At 41.5% G+C, this 17,218-nt stretch carries 18 protein-coding genes and 5 pseudogenes; 19 read left to right on the top strand and 4 right to left on the bottom strand.

The window, feature by feature from the left end; translation table 11 throughout:
• Positions 1 to 234: 234 nt before the first annotated feature.
• From SD31_RS07445 to SD31_RS18785, 8 genes are all read left to right on the top strand, one after another.
• Positions 235 to 999 carry an OmpA family protein gene (locus tag SD31_RS07445; protein WP_231561283.1) on the top strand — a complete coding sequence of 255 codons (765 nt, stop codon included), beginning with the start codon at positions 235 to 237 and terminating at the stop codon, positions 997 to 999.
• Positions 1,000 to 1,173: 174 nt separating this feature from the next.
• Positions 1,174 to 2,349, top strand: a complete 1,176-nt coding sequence (locus tag SD31_RS07440) for a tetratricopeptide repeat protein (RefSeq protein WP_316929806.1) — start codon at positions 1,174 to 1,176, stop codon at positions 2,347 to 2,349.
• A gap of 16 nt (positions 2,350 to 2,365) precedes the next feature.
• Positions 2,366 to 2,587, top strand: a complete 222-nt coding sequence (locus SD31_RS20795) for a hypothetical protein (protein WP_316929805.1) — start codon at positions 2,366 to 2,368, stop codon at positions 2,585 to 2,587.
• Positions 2,580 to 3,329, top strand: coding sequence for a shikimate dehydrogenase family protein (locus SD31_RS07435; protein ID WP_039053673.1), 750 nt, complete (start codon positions 2,580 to 2,582; stop codon positions 3,327 to 3,329). The genes SD31_RS20795 and SD31_RS07435 overlap by 8 nt, the downstream gene beginning before the upstream one ends.
• Before the next feature lies 1 nt (position 3,330).
• Complete coding sequence (locus SD31_RS07430) at positions 3,331 to 3,909, top strand: gliding motility protein GldD (protein ID WP_039053672.1); 579 nt, start codon at positions 3,331 to 3,333, stop codon at positions 3,907 to 3,909.
• Positions 3,910 to 3,987: 78 nt separating this feature from the next.
• On the top strand, positions 3,988 to 4,569 hold the full coding sequence (locus SD31_RS07425; RefSeq protein WP_316929804.1) for an MBL fold metallo-hydrolase: 582 nt from the start codon (positions 3,988 to 3,990) through the stop codon (positions 4,567 to 4,569).
• Positions 4,566 to 5,552 (top strand): ABC transporter permease, encoded by a 987-nt coding sequence (locus SD31_RS07420; protein ID WP_231561282.1) that lies wholly within the window; start codon positions 4,566 to 4,568, stop codon positions 5,550 to 5,552. The genes SD31_RS07425 and SD31_RS07420 overlap by 4 nt, the downstream gene beginning before the upstream one ends.
• Positions 5,553 to 5,559: 7 nt before the next feature.
• The gene (locus tag SD31_RS18785; protein WP_231561281.1) at positions 5,560 to 5,814 is read left to right on the top strand and encodes a hypothetical protein; all 255 of its coding nucleotides are present in this window, start codon (positions 5,560 to 5,562) and stop codon (positions 5,812 to 5,814) included.
• A gap of 2 nt (positions 5,815 to 5,816) precedes the next feature.
• Here the strand turns inward: SD31_RS18785 and SD31_RS07415 are convergent, their stop codons facing one another.
• A complete protein-coding gene (locus SD31_RS07415; RefSeq protein ID WP_039053671.1) occupies positions 5,817 to 6,473 on the bottom strand; it encodes a hypothetical protein in 657 nt (218 codons plus the stop codon).
• 68 nt (positions 6,474 to 6,541) lie between these two features.
• Complete coding sequence (locus tag SD31_RS07410; protein ID WP_039053670.1) at positions 6,542 to 6,814, bottom strand: NifU family protein; 273 nt, start codon at positions 6,812 to 6,814, stop codon at positions 6,542 to 6,544.
• A gap of 216 nt (positions 6,815 to 7,030) precedes the next feature.
• On the opposite strand from SD31_RS07410, the gene SD31_RS18780 reads away from it, so the two are divergent.
• The 6 genes and pseudogenes from SD31_RS18780 (at position 7,031) to coaBC (ending at position 9,536) form a co-directional block, all read left to right on the top strand.
• Complete coding sequence (locus SD31_RS18780) at positions 7,031 to 7,267, top strand: hypothetical protein (protein WP_231561280.1); 237 nt, start codon at positions 7,031 to 7,033, stop codon at positions 7,265 to 7,267.
• Positions 7,268 to 7,328: 61 nt separating this feature from the next.
• A pseudogene (locus SD31_RS18775) lies at positions 7,329 to 7,616 on the top strand (outer membrane protein assembly factor BamD); the annotation flags it as partial.
• On the top strand, positions 7,617 to 7,820 hold the full coding sequence (locus SD31_RS18770; RefSeq protein ID WP_231561284.1) for a hypothetical protein: 204 nt from the start codon (positions 7,617 to 7,619) through the stop codon (positions 7,818 to 7,820).
• Entirely contained in the window at positions 7,817 to 7,942 is a 126-nt protein-coding gene (locus SD31_RS20095) for a hypothetical protein (RefSeq protein WP_262506572.1), read from the top strand. Before SD31_RS18770 ends, SD31_RS20095 begins: the two co-directional genes overlap by 4 nt.
• A gap of 38 nt (positions 7,943 to 7,980) precedes the next feature.
• A pseudogene (locus tag SD31_RS07400) lies at positions 7,981 to 8,317 on the top strand (DNA-directed RNA polymerase subunit omega).
• A 31-nt stretch (positions 8,318 to 8,348) separates the two neighbouring features.
• The gene (coaBC, locus tag SD31_RS07395; protein ID WP_039053669.1) at positions 8,349 to 9,536 is read left to right on the top strand and encodes a bifunctional phosphopantothenoylcysteine decarboxylase/phosphopantothenate--cysteine ligase CoaBC; all 1,188 of its coding nucleotides are present in this window, start codon (positions 8,349 to 8,351) and stop codon (positions 9,534 to 9,536) included.
• 1 nt (position 9,537) lies between these two features.
• Here coaBC and SD31_RS07390 read toward each other — a convergent pair whose 3' ends face one another.
• Positions 9,538 to 10,905: a methyltransferase RsmF C-terminal domain-like protein gene (locus tag SD31_RS07390; RefSeq protein ID WP_039053668.1), complete on the bottom strand. Its 1,368-nt coding sequence runs from the start codon at positions 10,903 to 10,905 to the stop codon at positions 9,538 to 9,540.
• A gap of 65 nt (positions 10,906 to 10,970) precedes the next feature.
• On the opposite strand from SD31_RS07390, the gene SD31_RS07385 reads away from it, so the two are divergent.
• Together SD31_RS07385 and radA are read left to right on the top strand one after the other, a co-directional pair.
• Positions 10,971 to 11,351, top strand: coding sequence for an SRPBCC domain-containing protein (locus tag SD31_RS07385; RefSeq protein WP_039053667.1), 381 nt, complete (start codon positions 10,971 to 10,973; stop codon positions 11,349 to 11,351).
• A gap of 18 nt (positions 11,352 to 11,369) precedes the next feature.
• Positions 11,370 to 12,751 (top strand): annotated as a pseudogene (gene radA, locus SD31_RS07380) (DNA repair protein RadA).
• Positions 12,752 to 12,805: 54 nt separating this feature from the next.
• Here the strand turns inward: radA and SD31_RS20790 are convergent.
• Positions 12,806 to 13,314 (bottom strand): annotated as a pseudogene (locus SD31_RS20790) (TlpA family protein disulfide reductase).
• 232 nt (positions 13,315 to 13,546) lie between these two features.
• Here SD31_RS20790 and SD31_RS07370 point away from each other — a divergent pair.
• From SD31_RS07370 to SD31_RS07360, 3 genes and pseudogenes are all read left to right on the top strand, one after another.
• Positions 13,547 to 14,695 (top strand): methionine aminotransferase, encoded by a 1,149-nt coding sequence (locus SD31_RS07370; protein WP_039053666.1) that lies wholly within the window; start codon positions 13,547 to 13,549, stop codon positions 14,693 to 14,695.
• Positions 14,696 to 14,822: 127 nt separating this feature from the next.
• Positions 14,823 to 16,747: pseudogene (gene nagB, locus SD31_RS07365) on the top strand (glucosamine-6-phosphate deaminase).
• A 207-nt stretch (positions 16,748 to 16,954) separates the two neighbouring features.
• Positions 16,955 to 17,218, top strand: a 264-nt coding sequence (locus SD31_RS07360; RefSeq protein ID WP_156138261.1) for a carboxypeptidase-like regulatory domain-containing protein, incomplete at its 3' end; no start/stop codon positions are given.

Here is a 17,218-nt window from a genome sequence, read left to right as displayed (position 1 = left end):
AACTGGGCAGCAAGCTTAAACGGTGTATTCCAATTAGGTACTATCACTTCTTAAGAAGAGAAAAATGCTGTAAACTTCTACGCTAAAGTAGGTTTAGGTGCCTTCGCTTTCAACCCTGTTCAATATTCAGGTAGCAACTTCGATGGTACAGTTGTTTACAACAACAAAGGTAACTGGGGTGAAGAGATTTTCGGTGACCGAGAAAAAGTTGGTGATCGTGACTACCGTCTAGGAATGTATGTTCCAGTAGGCGTTGGTGCTAAATTTAAATTATCTGAAGTTGTAGCATTAAACTTAGGTTATACAATGAACTTTACTGATGAGGCTTTCTTATATGGTCCTTCAGCAGTTAATTCTAAACAACGTTTTGCTAACGTATACGGTGGTTTAGAGTTCACTTTAGGTTCTCGTGATAAAGAAAACTTAACATTTGCTAACCCAGTTGCTACATTATACGATGAGTTGAAAGATCCATCATTACGCAACGAAGTTGAAGCGTTGAAACAACGTGTATCTACTTTAGAAAGTACTGTTGACTTGTTGAACAAAGATTCTGACGGTGACGGTGTATCTGACAAATTTGATAAATGTCCTAACACTCCTGCTGGTACAGTAGTTGACGGTTCAGGATGTCCTATCAAATTCCCAGAGCCAGTAGAAAAAAACATCGTTAGCGAAAGCTACCCTAACATTCAATTCGAATTCGATAGCTCAGTGTTAAAAACTGAATCTTATCCAACTTTGGATAAATTAGCTCGAGAATTACGTGAATCAAACGGTACAGTTACTTTAGATGGTTACGCTTCAGCTGAAGGTACAGAAGCTTACAACTTGAACCTTTCTAAAGACCGTGCTAATGCAGTAAAACAATACTTAGTTAACGCTGGTGTTCCTGCATCTAGCATCACTGTAAACGCTTATGGCGAGTCTAACCCTATCGCTTCTAACGCTACAGAAGAAGGTCGCCGTTTGAACCGTCGCGTTGAAATCAAAAAATAATTATCTGCACTCAGATAATTACTAAATACAAGAGCCGTCTCGTTTGACACGAGACGGCTCTTTAGTTTTTAAACTATTTAATCTTTTAACATTCAAAAGGATGTTAAAATGTGGAAAATATTTGTATCGGTTTTATTTTTAAATAACCGTATTTTTCACCAAACAGGACGTGATATGGAAGAAGAATTTGACTTTGAGTCTCCGGAAGAACAAAAAAAATTTGTCAGTCGCTTTGAGGAAATGATCCGCAATGAGGACCAATATTTCTTCGATGCAGGCATGTTCGAGAGTATTATAGACTACTACTGTGATAAGAACGAGCCTGTGAAAGCTCTGCAAGTGATCGACTTTGCCACAAGTCAGCATCCGTACGAGGCTAATTTCTATATCAAGAAAGCCCAGCTATTGGCCAATATGAGGCAGTTCACCTCTGCCCTAGAGTCATTGGATAAGGCTGAGATTTTGGAACCTCAAGACTCTGACATCCTTCTCATTAAAGGAACAATATATGCATCATTGGGAAAATACGATGATGCCGAAGCTCTATTGCACCAATCGCTGCAGAATGCAGATAATAAAGAGGAAATTTACTATCAATTGGCAACCTTATACCAGCTACAGATGGATTATGAGAAAGCCAAACATTATCTGAAAAAAGCATTAAGGTATAATCCTAGTAACCCGGATGCCTTATCCGAACTAGCATTCTGCTTTGACATGCTGGATAAAGGAGATGAGGCTTTAAACTTTTTCAAGCAACTTATTGACGAAGATCCATATTCTTACTATTGCTGGTACTATTTAGGCAATTGCTATCATAGACTTAACCGATTCGAAGAGGCAATAGACGCATATGACTATGCTATCCTGATCAACGAATCGTTCTCTTCAGCATATTTCAACAAAGGGAACGCTTTGGTGAATCTGGAAAGATATTCCGAAGCTATTGAAGTGTATAAACAGACTTTCGAATACGAACAACCCAATGCCGACACCTACTGTGCTATTGGAGAGTGTTACGAAAAGCTGGACTTGATGGAGACCGCAAGAGAATATTACAAAAAGGCCGTCAAGTTAGATCATGAGATGGCGGATGCTTGGTTCGGCATCGGTGTAACGTTGGACTTCGAAGAGCGCTACTTTGAATCACTGCATTTCTATAAAAAAGCTTTAGAACTGGATGAAGAAAATCCAGAATATTGGTTTGCTATCGCGGATGCTCGCTATAAGCTCGGACAAATTGAAGAATCCGAAGAAGCTTACCGCAAAGTGGTAGAACTTAACCCCACAGATATTGAGGCATGGCTAGACTTCTCTTCTATTTATTTCGAGCAGCACAAAATCGAATGAAGCTATAGACACTATCATGGAAGCCATCCATATTAATGAGGATTCGGCCGAACTGTATTATCGTCTGGTGGCTTACCTCTTCGCAAACGGTCAATATAACGAAGCATTAAACTATCTGGAAGTCGCTCTATCTTTCGGTGTTGAGAAACATCATATCTTGTTTGAATATTTACCTCAGTTACAAGACAACCAACTTATCTTAGAAATTATCAAAAAATATAGCGATAACAATGATTAAATTGGGGCTGATAGGTTTTCCTTTAGGACATTCTTTCTCCAAAAAATATTACTTGGAAAAATTCGAAAAGGAAAATATCGAAAATATTGACTACGATTTATATCCCATAGAAAATATTGCAGATTTTCCAAAGTTATATCAGGAAGACGAGTGCTTTAAAGGATTTAATGTTACCATTCCGCACAAACAAGCTGTCATGACTTTCCTAGATGAATTGTCGGAAGAGGCCGAAGCTATCAATGCGGTAAACTGTATCACCATAGAAAGAAAGAACGGTACTACCATACTCAAAGGTTATAATACCGACGCCTTTGGCTTCCAAAACTCGCTGGAACCGCTCTTACGGCCCCATCACACCAAAGCATTGGTCTTAGGTAACGGTGGTGCAGCAAAGGCGGTGTGCTATGTGTTAAACAAGCTGGACATATCATACAAAATCGTAAGCCGCAGCCTCAATAACGGAGACATTACATACGACATGCTGGATGAACAGCTAATAAAAGAGCATACCTTGCTAATCAACTGTTCCCCTTTGGGCACTTTCCCCAAGATAGAAGAATGTCCCGCTATTCCTTATGAGTTTGTTACGGACAAACATCTCCTGTACGATCTGATTTACAATCCGGAAGAGACCACCTTTCTACGTAAAGGAAAAGAGCGAGGAGCCTCCACCAAAAATGGTTACGAGATGCTTGTACTACAGGCCGAAAAAAATTGGGAAATCTGGCGTAACAACTTTTGACATGCAGAAACTTTTTATTATAGCCATAGCTGCCTTTTTGATTGCTGCCTGCGGGAATAACGATTACAGCCCTAAGCCCCGCGGCTATCATCGTATTGTCTTCCCTGAGAAAGAATATGAATTAGCGGATATCGCAGGTTGCCCCTTTTCCTTTGAAAAGCCTATCTACAGTGTAGTCAAGGAGGACGATAAGGCTCCCGACCAACCTTGTTGGAAAAATCTGGAATTCCCTCAGTTTAACAGTAAGCTGCATTTAAGCTATTACAAAATAAGCCCTAAAGCTACTTTGGATGAACTGCGCGAAGATGCCCGTACTTTTGTTTTCAAGCATACCTCCAAAGCTTCAGCTATAGACCAAGCCTCTATCTTCATTCCGGAACACAATATACAGGGCTTGGAATATATCATTCAAGGTAATACCGCATCCAACTATCAGTTTTACCTCACAGATGGCAAGAAAAATTATCTACGAGGCGCCCTTTATTTCAATGAAAAACCTAACCTTGATTCCATACAACCGGTATTGGACTTCCTCAAAAAGGATATCAAACATCTAATACATACCGTCAGATGGAAATAAATCGTTAAATTTGATTCATGTTAACAATCGAAACTTTAACGTTTAATCCGTATCAAGAAAACACCTATCTTATTATAGATGAGTACTAAAAACTGTATTATCGTGGATCCTGGCATGCACACATACTATGAGCAGCAATACTTCGAGGATTTCATCACGAGAAAACAGTTGACTCCCCTTCTCCTTCTGAATACACATTGCCATATAGATCATGTGCTGGGTAATCATTTTGTTTACGAAAAATGGGGACTCATTCCCAACTTTCATGAAAAAGAAGTGCCTATCCTTGTAGCTGTGGACAACTATGCTCCTCAGATGGGCATCATGTATGACACTTCTCCAATTCCGGAAAAATTCCTTAAGGATCAGGAAACTATTACTTTTGGCAGCACGACGATTGAAACCATATTGGCTCCCGGACATTCGCCGGGCCATCTTTGTTATTATATCAAAGAACAAGACATTCTAATAGGCGGAGATGTCTTGTTCCGTAACAGCATTGGAAGAACAGACCTACCGGGAGGAGATCATCAAACACTGTTGGACAGCATAAAGAGCAGGATTTATAGCTTGCCTGACCAAACTATAGTGTTTCCTGGTCATGGTCCCGAAACAAGTATAGGTTACGAAAAACAAACCAATCCATTTGTGCGCGGATGAAAAAGCTGAGGATACCTTTGTTTTTTGCCTTTCGTTACCTCTTTTCCAAGAAGTCGGTAAACGCGATCAATATCATTTCCATAATAAGCATTGTGGGTATATTTGTTAGTACCGCGGCCTTGGTAATCGTCCTCTCATTTTATAATGGAATGGAAAATTTTATCCTTTCCATGTACAGTACTTTCACTCCTGATCTGCGCGTGGAGACCAACAGAGGTAAAACTTTTGATCCTTACAACACAATCTTCACTGAACTGAAGAAGAACTCCCTTATCAAAAACTATTCAGAAACACTGGAAGACAAGGTTTTAGTTCAGTTCGAAGGCAAACAGATTGTAGGACAGCTCAAAGGTATCTCCCAAGAAAGCTTATCCAAGCAGTCCGAACAGCATATCCTTCACATAGGAAAGTTTGAAATACAGGCAGATTCTACCTATTATGCCCTGATAGGTCCTCAGATACAGACCAATCTGCAAGTCCCTATTTCGGAATTCAACAACGAGATAGAAGTATTCTTCCCAAGAAAAGAGGCTTCAGCCAGCACCCTCAACCCGCTGGAAGATTTTAATATCCGCCCTATCGAAGTAAACGGTATCTTAACATTCGAACCTGAATTTCAGAACTTAGTCATCGTACCGTTGGATTTCGCCCGTGAAATTCTGGGCGAGGATAAGGCGGCAACCGCTGTAGAGCTATTCCTGCAGGACCCCTCCCAAGCCAAAACTCTACAAAAACAGCTGCAGAAACAGCTGGGAGATGACTACGCTGTAAAAAACAGAGAACAGCAAAACCCTGTTCTCTATAAAACCATAAAATCTGAAAAATGGATTGTCTTCTTTATCCTTACCTTTATCGGTATCATAGCCATTTTCAATATTATCGGCTCTCTTACCATGTTGGTCATCGATAAGAAAGAAGACATGAAAATACTTCAGCATCTGGGAGCACAGAAAAACACTATTGAGAAAATATTTTTTAATTGAGGGCGCCATGATAGCCTTTATAGGCAGCGTTTTTGGTGCTATTATAGGATATATTTTCTGTTATCTACAAGATATCTACGGATTTATCCGTACAAATAATACCGGGGGCAACTTCATAGATGTCTATCCTGTAGATATGCGTATGCAGGACTTTATCTTAGTCTTTATCACCATCAATCTGCTTTCACTATTGGTGTCCTATTTCGCTTCCAAGCTGAGTGTACGCGAGATTGGCAATATTACCGATATCAAGAGCGAGTAATTTTAGTATTTCGGCTTCTCCTTATTGAAATCGCCACGTTTGATGGAATTGATAAATTGATACCAGTTAAACGGATTAAGGAAAGGGTTGCTCATCCTCTGATTGATATATCTGTTTTGCATGTTATGATGACGCTGCAAAGAATTAAAGGTCTGTATCTCCTCGGCGCTGCGGGGTACTATACGCGCCAAAGCCGCCAAAGCTTCCGGGCTGAGGTTACGACGGGCTGTAGCTATAGGATCTTCACCATTGCCCAAAGCCATAAATTCGGCTACATAATCTTCGTAACTTGCCCACGGGAAAGGGGTCACTGCCGGAAGTTCAATCACTAAGGCTCTCATCTTGATAGATGCGGTATACTTATCCCCCTCCACATTTGGAATGGTGAACGTAGTGGTCTCAAATCCCACACTGGAAAACTCTATAACGTCTCCCACATGGGCTACAAATGAGAAGAAACCTTCGTTATTCGCTATAAAAGTCTGATTGTTATAGGAGGTGTTTTTGATGGTCACAAATCCAACCGGCAGATCCGAACCTATAGAAGTGATAAGGCCACTAAACTGGATGATTTTCTTTTCCTGAGCTGACGCCACGGAAAACATCATTAGGCAGGAGCCTAATACAACCAGAAAATATGTGATAGCCTTATGGAACATAAAACAAAAATATAAATTCGTTGTTATGTTAGCTGTTAAATTGTGTTAATCCAGAAGAAACCAACACATTATAAACCAGGTGTGGTCGCATTCGGATCATCCATATCGGTGATATTGATGGCTTCCACCGAAACAATCTCAGGCACTGCTTTCTTGATGGCTTGCTCTAAACCGGCTTTGAAAGTCATGATACTCATAGAACAGTTAGCACAAGCGCCCAGTAATTTAAGCTTCACCACATTATCGGCTGTAATTTCCTCCACACTCACATTGCCGCCATCCGTCTCCAAATACGGTCGAATCGTATCCAATGCTTGCTCTACTCTTTCACGTAAATTCATTTCTTTTGTCTCTCTTTTAATTTGTAAATATAATCAATTTTACGCCCTAAATAAAATACGGCAATATTAATAGCAAAATAATGACAATACAAAATAAAGGTTAAAGTTTGTTAAAGGCACCTGAAAGATATGGATTAATATCTTAAAATCAAGTAAATTGCGGTTTAAAAATAAATTGAATATTATTGTTAATTGACGTATCTTTGTAAAATGTTTTTGAATAGACGTATAAGTGTACTTTTGGCTTTTTGCTTAACCACCTTGGTATTTACCGGTTGCAAGAGCAAGTTTGAAAAACTTCGCAACAGCAACAATATCACGATGAAGTACCAAGAGGCCGTAAAGCTATACGAAAAAGGCAAATATGCTAAAGCGCGGATTCTATTTGATGATTTGGCCTCTAAATATCGTGGTCGTGCCGAAGCAGAGGACTTATTTTATCTTTTAGCCTAACACACATTACAAACTAAAAGATTATACGGCTGCCCGTTACGACTTCAAGAATTTCGCAAACACTTATCCGAACAGCGAAAGAGCCGAAGAATGTAGATATATGGCAGCATATTGTTATTTCTTGGAGTCGCCACGCTTTTCGTTGGACCAAGAAAATACACGCAAAGCCATCGACGAGCTCCAGCTGTTTATCAACTACTACCCGGAGTCCGAACGAGCAGAGAAAGCTTCCGAGCTGATCCAAATTCTAAGGGACAAGCTGGAAAGAAAGGCTTTTGAAAATGCCAAGCTATATTACAACATGGGATTAGCGGACGACTACCGCGCCGCGGTAATAGCTTTGGAAAACGTGTTGAGACAATATCCGGACACCAAGTATGCTGAAGAAATAGAATTCTTGATTTTCAAATCACAGTACCTTTATGCGGACAACAGCCGCGTGTACAGACAAGAAGAACGTTTCAATACAGCGATTGATTACTATAATAGCTTTATCGAACATTTCCCTAACTCCAAGTTCAGATCGGAAGCTGACGAACCTGAAAAAAAGTGACGGACAAAAAAATCGTAGCCGCCATCCGTCTCATGGAACAGTATAACAAAGAGATGGAAGAGCGAAACAAAGAGTTAGGTATTGCCGAAGAGGCGAAAGCCGCAGAGGCAGAAACAAAGTAAGTCTTTAACAATTTGAATATAAAAATATCGAGGTAAATATGAGTCAAGCAAAATACGGCAACATTCCAAATAGCACTGTTACGAGAGATTTGAGAGAATTGGACAAGCCAACAGGCAATCTTTATGAATCTATCGTAATCATCAGTAAGAGAGCGAACCAGATCAGCGTAGAGCTTAAAGAAGAGCTTAACGCAAAATTGGCGGAGTTTGCTAGCAACAATGACAATTTGGAAGAGGTATTCGAAAACCGCGAACAAATCGAAATCTCTAAGCACTACGAGCGCTTACCAAAACCAACATTGATTGCGGTAGACGAATTCTTAAACGGACAAAGTTTATTTCAGAAACCCAGCTAAAGAACAAGAGCAAGACTAAGAGAAGCTATGTCTTCTTTAAAAGAACAAAAATAATTGTACTTGGCGTATGCGGCAGTATTGCCGCATACAAAATAGCTTCTTTAATAAGACTTCTCATTAAGGAACAGGCCTCCGTACAGGTCATCATGACTCCGGAAGCCTCCCAATTTATCACCCCGCTTACATTATCTACCCTTTCCAAAAAGCCGGTATTGGTAGATTATTATGATTCAAAAACGGGAGAGTGGAACAACCATGTCCATCTGGGATTGGATGCAGATTTTATGCTTATAGCACCAGCATCCGCTAATACTATTGCCAAGATGGCCAATGGCTTATGCGACAATCTACTTACCGCCACCTACCTTTCGGCCAAATGCCCTGTATTCGTCGCTCCTGCCATGGACCTCGACATGTGGAAACACCCTTCAACACAGCGAAATATAGCCTTACTTAAAAAATATGGCAACATCCTCATCCCTCCAGGAAGCGGAGAGCTTGCCAGCGGACTGGTAGGCGAAGGTCGTCTTGCTGAACCTGAAGAAATTATCGCATTTCTTCACAATCATTTTCGCGCTGACAAACCTTTGGAAGGAAAAACAGCTCTTGTGACAGCAGGACCTACCTACGAAGCCATAGATCCTGTACGCTTTATCGGAAACCATTCGTCCGGCAAGATGGGCTATGCCATCGCAGAGGAACTAAACCGTTTGGGGGCAAAGGTCTTTCTGGTGAGTGGCCCCACACACCTACAGGCAAGTTCCGACATAGAAACTATACGCGTACTTTCTGCACAAGAAATGTTTGAAAGCTGCAACAGTCTTTTTGACAAAGTGGACATTGCCGTCATGAGTGCTGCCGTTGCCGACTACACGCCGAAAGAAGCCGCCTCACAGAAAATCAAGAAAAAGGCTGAAGATTTCACCATAGAGTTGAAGAAAACCATAGACATTTTAGGCACGTTAGGACAGCGCAAAACCACCAATCAGACATTGGTAGGTTTCGCCCTGGAGACTAACAACGAGCTGGAACACGCCCAAGAGAAACTATACCGTAAAAATGCAGATTTCATCGTGCTGAATTCCATGCAGGATGAAGGCGCCGGATTCGGAACGGACACCAACAAAGTTACTGTGCTATCCCGTTCGGGTAACACTAAAAATTACGACCTCAAGTCCAAACAAGAGGTCGCCAAAGATATCTGTCAGATAATTGTTGAACACCAACAACAATTATAATCTATAGATTGGCAATCCTTATTTCTTTCGGATAATAGTTGTTGATTCGATTAGGCATCGCTTTAATCCATCCCATATTTGTCCCTTTATATCGCGCCAATATCCAACCTTGAAGATTGTCGGGATTAATGGAAAGATCAAGATTTTCTTTTCTGAGGTACTGCTGGGCCTGTTCGAGATCAAGTTCAATGGCCGGCAGATTTGTTAGAATGCGGTTGCTCAATGCCAGATCATGTGCCGGAATGAGTTCTTTGCCTTTGAGTTTTCCTATTTGCGTACCCGCATTTTTAAGATATAACACATTTTGTAGCGCCTGCAGGTCCATCTCATATTGTTTAGGAAAGACATGAAGCATATCATTATGCTGAAAGACATACAAACCTTCCTTATCTATCCACGTATCTGCAACCTGTTGCGGGGCGGTATTTTTTTCCTTTTTCACCTTTTTCATGGAAAAAGAACTTTGATCTCCCCTTTTCTTCAGTACAGCAAAGAAAAAACCTTCTCCTTTCAACAAATGTGGATAGAATCGGAATGTGGCAGCTTTATGTTTTGGCGATTTTGTCACCATGATGCCCCAGCTTTCATCCACCTCTATGTCGACAGCCTCCATCTCGAAACAGTCGATTAGCCAATCGACGATATCTTCATTTTCCTCCTGCGAATATGAACAGGTAGAATAAAAGAGGTAACCCTCACTTTTCAAGGCGTCTAAACTTTGTCCTAGAATACGTTGTTGACGCTCACTGCACAACTTCACATTGGAAAGAGACCATTCATCTATAGCGGTATGGTCTTTGTGAAACATTCCCGAGCCCGAACAGGGTGCATCTACCACCATCAAATCAAAATATCCCGGCAGTCTGCCGAAGGCCGAAGGGTCATTGTTGGATACCACAACATTAGGATTGCCCCAGCGTACAAGGTTGTCATTCAGTATATTCACCCTAGACTTGATAATCTCATTGGCTACCAGTAGGCTATCCTTATGCAATGCCGAATTAAGCAAGGTGGACTTCCCTCCGGGAGCAGCACAGAGATCTAAGACCTTTATTGGCTCCTTATCCAAGGCAAGAGAGCGTATGGCATAGTCCAAAAACATAGAACTAGCCTCCTGCGAGTAATAACACCCACTATGAAAAAGAGGATCCAAGGTAAAGACAGGTCTTTCCTTCAAATAGTAACCACCCCTACACCATGGAATAGCTTTCTCCACATCAAAACCTTCGGTGGTAGCACCCTTGAAAGGGTTTAGCCTTATGGAAGTGGTCTTTTCTTCTTTATCGTGAACCGCAATAAAAGCTTCGTAATCGAAAGAAGGATCCCCCTTCAGCGCATTAATCAAGTCGTTGGGAAGTATATTACTCATATCCAAAAGTAAAAATTCAAAAGTAAAAACTGAAATCCTCCACAATTGCCTTATCTTTGATTATAATGAAAGATTTTAAGAAATATTACATCATCCCTGCCACACCGGAAGAGGTTTACAAGGCGTTGACGACAGACATTACAATACGTCTGTGGACCGGAGATCTTGTAGAGATAGATCCACGAGTGGGGGGCGAGTTTTCGCTGTGGGACGGCAGTATCAACGGACGCTTTTTGGAGCTGGAGCCTTACAAAAAAATCGTACAAGAATGGTATTTTGGAGAAGAAGTACCTTCCATCGTGACAATAAAGCTTCACGAACACAAGAAAGGAACTTCTTTTGAGGTCCAACATACTAACATTCCGGATGAGGCATACGAGGATATTATCGAAGGATGGGATACCGAATATGTTGGAAGTCTTATTGATTTTTACACCGAAGAATAAAACGAGGTAGAGCAAGGTATGGCTAAGTCGAAGTCCGCATATTTTTGTCAGTCCTGCGGTTATGAATCCCCAAAGTGGTTAGGACAATGTCCTTCCTGCCGACAATGGAACACTTTCGTGGAAGAAATGGTCTCCACCGGTGCATCACGTGTGCCGGAATGGCGCAGTACCACCGTGGGCAGTGCCAAAAGACAAAACAAGGCGGCTATCATCCACGAAATTGTCTATTCCGCAGAGCAGCGTATCATCACACCCGATAAAGAATTAAACCGGGTCTTGGGAGGAGGTATAGTTCCCGGCTCCTTGGTATTGATAGGTGGAGAACCAGGCATCGGCAAGTCAACACTTATGCTCCAGCTGGCTCTGTCCCTACCAAAGACCAAAGTCCTCTACATCTCTGGAGAAGAAAGCGAACAACAGATTAAAATGCGGGCAGAAAGACTTTCACAACAGTCAAGAGCCGAATGCTATATCCTTACAGAAACATCCATACAAAATATTTTCAAACAGGCGGAAGCAGTAAGGCCGGACATTGTCGTCATAGACTCCATTCAGACGCTGCACTCCCAACAGATAGAATCTGCCCCTGGATCTGTGTCTCAAGTACGAGAATGTACGGCAGAATTATTACGGTATGCTAAAGAAAGTAATGTCCCCGTATTTATCGTAGGACACATCACCAAAGACGGCTCTATCGCCGGGCCTAAGGTGCTGGAACACATGTAGATACTGTATTACAATTTGAAGGGGACCGTCATCATGTCTATCGCATCCTACGAGCCGTCAAAAACAGGTTCGGGTCCTCCTCGGAGTTGGGTATTTACGAAATGCAGGGGGCCGGACTACGGGAGGTTTCCAACCCCTCGGAGATTATGATTTCACAACGTGATGAGCCTACCAGTGGTGTCGCTATCGCCACCATGCTCGAAGGGATTCGACCGTTGATGATTGAAGTGCAAGCATTGGTTGGGAATTCTGCTTTTGGAACACCGCAGCGTAGTTCTACAGGCTTTGATACCAAAAGACTAAACATGCTTCTTGCTGTGTTAGAGAAGCGTTTTGGTTTCCGTTTGAGTGCGCAAGATGTGTTTTTAAATATCACTGGTGGGTTGCGTGTAGAAGATCCAGCAATAGATTTAGCTGTGATTGCTGCTATTATCTCTTCACAACAAGATATTCCGCTTCCTAGCAATATCACATTAGCAGGAGAAGTGGGGCTCTCAGGAGAAATACGTGCCGTAAATCGTATCGAACAACGTATCGCTGAAGCTGAAAAGTTAGGCTTTGAAGGAATTTTCATACCAAAGCACAATACCAAAGGTCTTGACGCCAAGAAATATAATATCGCCATCCGCCCTGTCGGTAAATTAGAAGATATTTTTAGGGCATTATTTGGTTAAAAAAGAAATGGGCTTTCAGATGAAAGCCCATTTCTTATAAAACTTACTAGAACCTTATTTCAACACCTCTTCCAATTTTTTTCTTAAATCATCCCCGTGTAGGTTGCGGGCGATGATAATTCCTTCAGGGTTTACCAATACGTTCTGTGGAATGGCACGGATACCATACACGCTTGCTGCACCGTTGTTCCAATGTTGTAGGTCGGAGATATGTTTCCAAGTCAAATTATCATCTTGGATAGCTTTCTTCCAAGCTTCGAAATCTTTATCAAAAGAAACCCCAAGGATTTCGAAGTTTTTGTCCTTAAAATCATTATAAATCGCTACCAGTTTAGGGTTTTCCGCCTACATGGTGGACACCATGAGGCCCAGAAGTCTATCAACACATATTTGCCCTTAAGGTCTTGTAATGAGTATGGTTCTCCCGACACATCAAATTGTGTAATACCGGGAGCCTTCTTCCCTACCGAGGTGTTTTCCAAAGCTTTAAGATATTGTTCGAAGATCTTACCCTTGGTAGATTTACGTACCGACTTATGTAACTTGTTGAAGTAAGTACGCATTTCCTTATAATCCGGGTCATAAGGATTAAGGCGTTGAATAAGCTGAATAGCTTCCGGATTTCTCGAATTAGCCTCTATTTGCTTGATCAACTCTTCTTTGGACGGCTTCTGGCTTTGAGCCATCATTCCCATCGGGAACAACAAGGATATTATCAAAATTAATTTTTTCATAATCGAATATTTCTTCAAATATAAAATAATCTACTACTTTAGTATACTTATTAAACCGAAAATGACAAAAAGCTTTCAATCTAAACTACCTAATACAAAAGTAACTATTTTCTCGCGCATGACAGCGCTTGCGCAAGCCCATCAAGCCATCAATCTTTCACAAGGATTTCCTGACTTTGACCTTGACCCACGTCTTACCTCTCTTGTGACTAAATATCTGGGAAAAGGGTTTAACCAATATGCTCCTATGCCGGGCACTATGGAGCTACGTCGTGTCATTGCCGAAAAATATAGAAGTATTTACAATCTAAACATTGACGCTCAGGAGGAAATCACTATAACAGCCGGAGGTACACAAGCTTTATACAATGTCATAGGTTGCCTTATCCATCCGGGAGATGAGGTTATCCTCTTCGAGCCGGCCTACGACTCTTATGGACCCAGTGTACAATCCTTCGGAGGTACTGTAGTTCCTATAGTCTTGGAAGCTCCAGATTTTCGGATAGACTGGGATCTGGTGAAGAATAAAATAAGCTCCAAAACCAAACTCATTATTATCAACAACCCCAACAATCCTACGGGAAGGCTGCTGGACGCTCAAGATATTAAAGCTTTAGAAAAGCTGGTCAGCGAACACGATATATTTGTGCTAAGCGATGAAGTGTACGAGCATCTTGTCTTCGACCGGAAAAAACATATCAGCATCTTAAGCTCCTCCCTTCTGCGAGAACGTGGATTTGTGGTAGCGTCCTTCGGGAAAGTGTTACATGCCACCGGCTGGAAGCTAGGATATGTCGTGGCCTCTCCTTTCCTCACGGCGGAGATGAGAAAGATCCATCAGTTTAATGTGTTTTCCGTAAATACACCTATGCAGTACGCCATAGCTGAATACCTCGAAGACCCAACATACTACGAAAAGCTAGCTTTGCTGTTTCAGCAGAAAAGAGATTATGTCATAAACAGCCTTAGAAATTCGAAGTTCAGCACCTTGCCTTGTGAGGGAACCTACTTCATTCTGGCAGACTACAGCGAGCTGAGCAACCAAGACGAATTGGACTTTGCTATAGATCTTACAGAAAAGCATAAAACGGCAACCATTCCCGTGTCCGCCTTTTATTCAGAAGCTAAAAATCAGCATCTTATACGATTATGTTTTGCGAAAAAAGAAGAGACCTTAGAGGCAGCGCTGCGTAATCTATCACGCTTGTAGAAGAATGCGTCAAAAGACTTCAATTTTTTTTAAATAAAAAAGTTTTAATTAGAAATTTCTTTAGTAATCAGGGTATTTTTTTTGTTAAATTTGCAATTCACGATTTATCATATATATTACCTCATAAATGGCTAGATTAAATTTATTAGAGGAAACACGTTTTGAGAAGGTACCGGTAACGGTATACCCAAATCAGGATGTTGCTTCTATTCATGTTGCAAATCGTATTGCTTCCATCATTCGAGAGAAGCAAGCAAAAGGGGAAACAGCAGTCTTAGGTTTAGCTACTGGCGCTACCCCTATCAAGGTGTACAAAGAGTTGGTTCGTCTTCACAAAGAAGAAGGCCTTAGCTTCAAGAATGTGGTAACGTTCAACTTGGACGAATACTATCCAATGCAACCGACGTCACCACAAAGCTATGTGACATTCATGAATAAAAACTTGTTTGATCACGTAGACATTCCTCGTGAAAACATTAATATTCCTGATGGCACATTGAGCGAAGATAAGGTTCAAGCCTTCTGTGAAGCTTATGAACAAAAAATCTCCGATTTCGGAGGAATAGATATTCAAATTTTGGGTATTGGACGTACAGGGCACATCGCTTCAACGAGCCTGGCTCGGCGCCAAATTCAGGTACACGTCTTGTGACATTGGATGACTTGACCCGTCGCGATGCCTCGCACGACTTCGGGGGTAAAGAGAATGTACCTACAAAAGCCATTACCATGGGTGTAGGAACTATCTTCAAAGCTAGAGAGATCATCCTTATGGCGTGGAATGAGAAAAAAGCGGAGATTATTAAAAAAGCGGTAGAAGGAGAAATCTCTTCGGAAATTCCTGCCACATATCTTCAGCTTTCGGACAATGTTGAGTTCGTCTTAGATCAAGGAGCAGCAAGTCTATTGACAAGATTTGATACCCCTTGGTTGACGCACGATGTAAAATGGACCGATTCGCTTATCAAAAAGGCAGTAGTATGGTTGTCATTAAAGTTGAACAAAGCCATCTTGAAATTGACTGATGACGACTACAACAACAACGGCATGGCAAGCTTGGCTACTACCAAAGGTCCTGCTTATAATATCAACATCAAAATTTTCAACGAGTTACAACGTACCATCACAGGCTGGCCGGGCGGTAAACCGGGTGTCGATGACTCCAACCGTCCTGAACGTGCAGAGCCTGCCCGTAAAAACGTGTTGTTGTTCTCACCACACCCAGACGACGACGTAATCTCTATGGGGGGTACCTTCATCCGTCTTGCCGATCAGGGTCACAACGTGCACGTAGCATACCAAACTTCGGGTAACAACGCCGTATGGGATGACGACGCAAGAAGATTCTTAGAGTTTGCAACCGACATCTCTAGAGAATTAGGACTGGACGTGAGCAAACTGGAAGCACTTTACAAAGAAACAAACGAATACTTTGCGAAAAAGCAACCTAAAGAAATCGATCCAGAAATCATTCGCAAGGTGAAAGGTCTTATCCGTAAGGGAGAAGCTATCGCCGGCGCTCGTTTCGTAGGCTTACCTGATGAAAATATTCACTTCCAAGACCTACCATTCTACGATCGTCAGAAATTCTCCAAAGACGTTTCTTTCGAGGAAGATATCCAATTGACAATGGAATTGATGCGTCAGGTAAAACCTCATCAGGTATTCGCGGCAGGCGACTTCCACGATCCACACGGAACGCACAAAGTTTGTTTTGACATCATCTTGGAAGCATTGAAAAGATTGCGTGCGACAGAAGAGTGGGCAAAAGATTGTTGGTTATGGATGTACCGAGGAGCTTGGTACGAATTCCCTATCCACGAAATCGAAATGGCCGTACCTCTTTCTCCTCAGGAAGTAAAACGCAAGCGTTTGGCTATCTTCAAACACCAATCGCAAAAAGACCTTCCAGTATTCCCTGGAGACGATCCACGCGAATTCTGGGTAAGAGCGGAAGACCGTACCACACATACTGCCGGACTCTACCGTAAATTAGGTCTTGCTGATTATGAAGCCATCGAAGCTTTTGTAAGATGGAAATTCGAAGACTAAGAAAATAAAAAAAAGCTAAAAAGCCGTCTCGTTCAAAATGAGACGGTTTTTTTTTATTCTACGCTACCGGCTCAAAATATTTCCAAAGATGAAGCATTATTTCTGATTACGTCAGTTTTCATAATTCGTTAGTCTATAAATTTGCAGCGAAGTTTTTATTTAGACTTATTCTAAAGAGTGTTTAATTGTAATACTAACGATAATTTTATGAGAACAAAATCAATTATAGTTACGCTAGCTACAATCGCAGGGATGCATGTTGCGCAAGCACAGACTCACGTGAAAGGCAAAGTCACCGATCAAGAACAACGTGCGATTGCAGATATCACTGTAACTAAATCGGAAACAAAAAACGGTAAACCAAACCACAAAGGTCAATTTGAGATTTATATACCTTCTCCAGGAGATTTTACCATACAGCTCCACGGTCTGGGCTATAAAAGGCAACAATACACTTTCAGTCAACAGGGT

The organism is Sphingobacterium sp. T2 (assembly GCF_000814685.1).
Taxonomy (GTDB): domain Bacteria; phylum Bacteroidota; class Bacteroidia; order Sphingobacteriales; family Sphingobacteriaceae; genus Sphingobacterium; species Sphingobacterium thermophilum.
The sequence above is the reverse complement of the archived record's forward strand: the minus strand, read 5'-3'. Positions and strand labels throughout refer to the sequence as shown.

What these genes read in the sequence shown, in the direction of transcription:
- SD31_RS07445 (WP_231561283.1), top strand. Translation starts at nt 235, where the DNA reads ATGTATGTTCCAGTAGGCGTTGGTGCTAAATTTAAATTATCTGAAGTT.
- SD31_RS07435 (WP_039053673.1), top strand. Translation starts at nt 2,580, where the DNA reads ATGATTAAATTGGGGCTGATAGGTTTTCCTTTAGGACATTCTTTCTCC.
- SD31_RS18785 (WP_231561281.1), top strand. Translation starts at nt 5,560, where the DNA reads ATGATAGCCTTTATAGGCAGCGTTTTTGGTGCTATTATAGGATATATT.
- SD31_RS07440 (WP_316929806.1), top strand. Translation starts at nt 1,174, where the DNA reads ATGGAAGAAGAATTTGACTTTGAGTCTCCGGAAGAACAAAAAAAATTT.
- SD31_RS07430 (WP_039053672.1), top strand. Translation starts at nt 3,331, where the DNA reads ATGCAGAAACTTTTTATTATAGCCATAGCTGCCTTTTTGATTGCTGCC.
- SD31_RS07370 (WP_039053666.1), top strand. Translation starts at nt 13,547, where the DNA reads ATGACAAAAAGCTTTCAATCTAAACTACCTAATACAAAAGTAACTATT.
- SD31_RS07390 (WP_039053668.1), bottom strand. Translation starts at nt 10,905, where the DNA reads ATGAGTAATATACTTCCCAACGACTTGATTAATGCGCTGAAGGGGGAT.
- SD31_RS07420 (WP_231561282.1), top strand. Translation starts at nt 4,566, where the DNA reads ATGAAAAAGCTGAGGATACCTTTGTTTTTTGCCTTTCGTTACCTCTTT.
- SD31_RS07415 (WP_039053671.1), bottom strand. Translation starts at nt 6,473, where the DNA reads ATGTTCCATAAGGCTATCACATATTTTCTGGTTGTATTAGGCTCCTGC.
- SD31_RS07385 (WP_039053667.1), top strand. Translation starts at nt 10,971, where the DNA reads ATGAAAGATTTTAAGAAATATTACATCATCCCTGCCACACCGGAAGAG.
- SD31_RS20795 (WP_316929805.1), top strand. Translation starts at nt 2,366, where the DNA reads ATGGAAGCCATCCATATTAATGAGGATTCGGCCGAACTGTATTATCGT.
- SD31_RS07425 (WP_316929804.1), top strand. Translation starts at nt 3,988, where the DNA reads ATGAGTACTAAAAACTGTATTATCGTGGATCCTGGCATGCACACATAC.
- SD31_RS07410 (WP_039053670.1), bottom strand. Translation starts at nt 6,814, where the DNA reads ATGAATTTACGTGAAAGAGTAGAGCAAGCATTGGATACGATTCGACCG.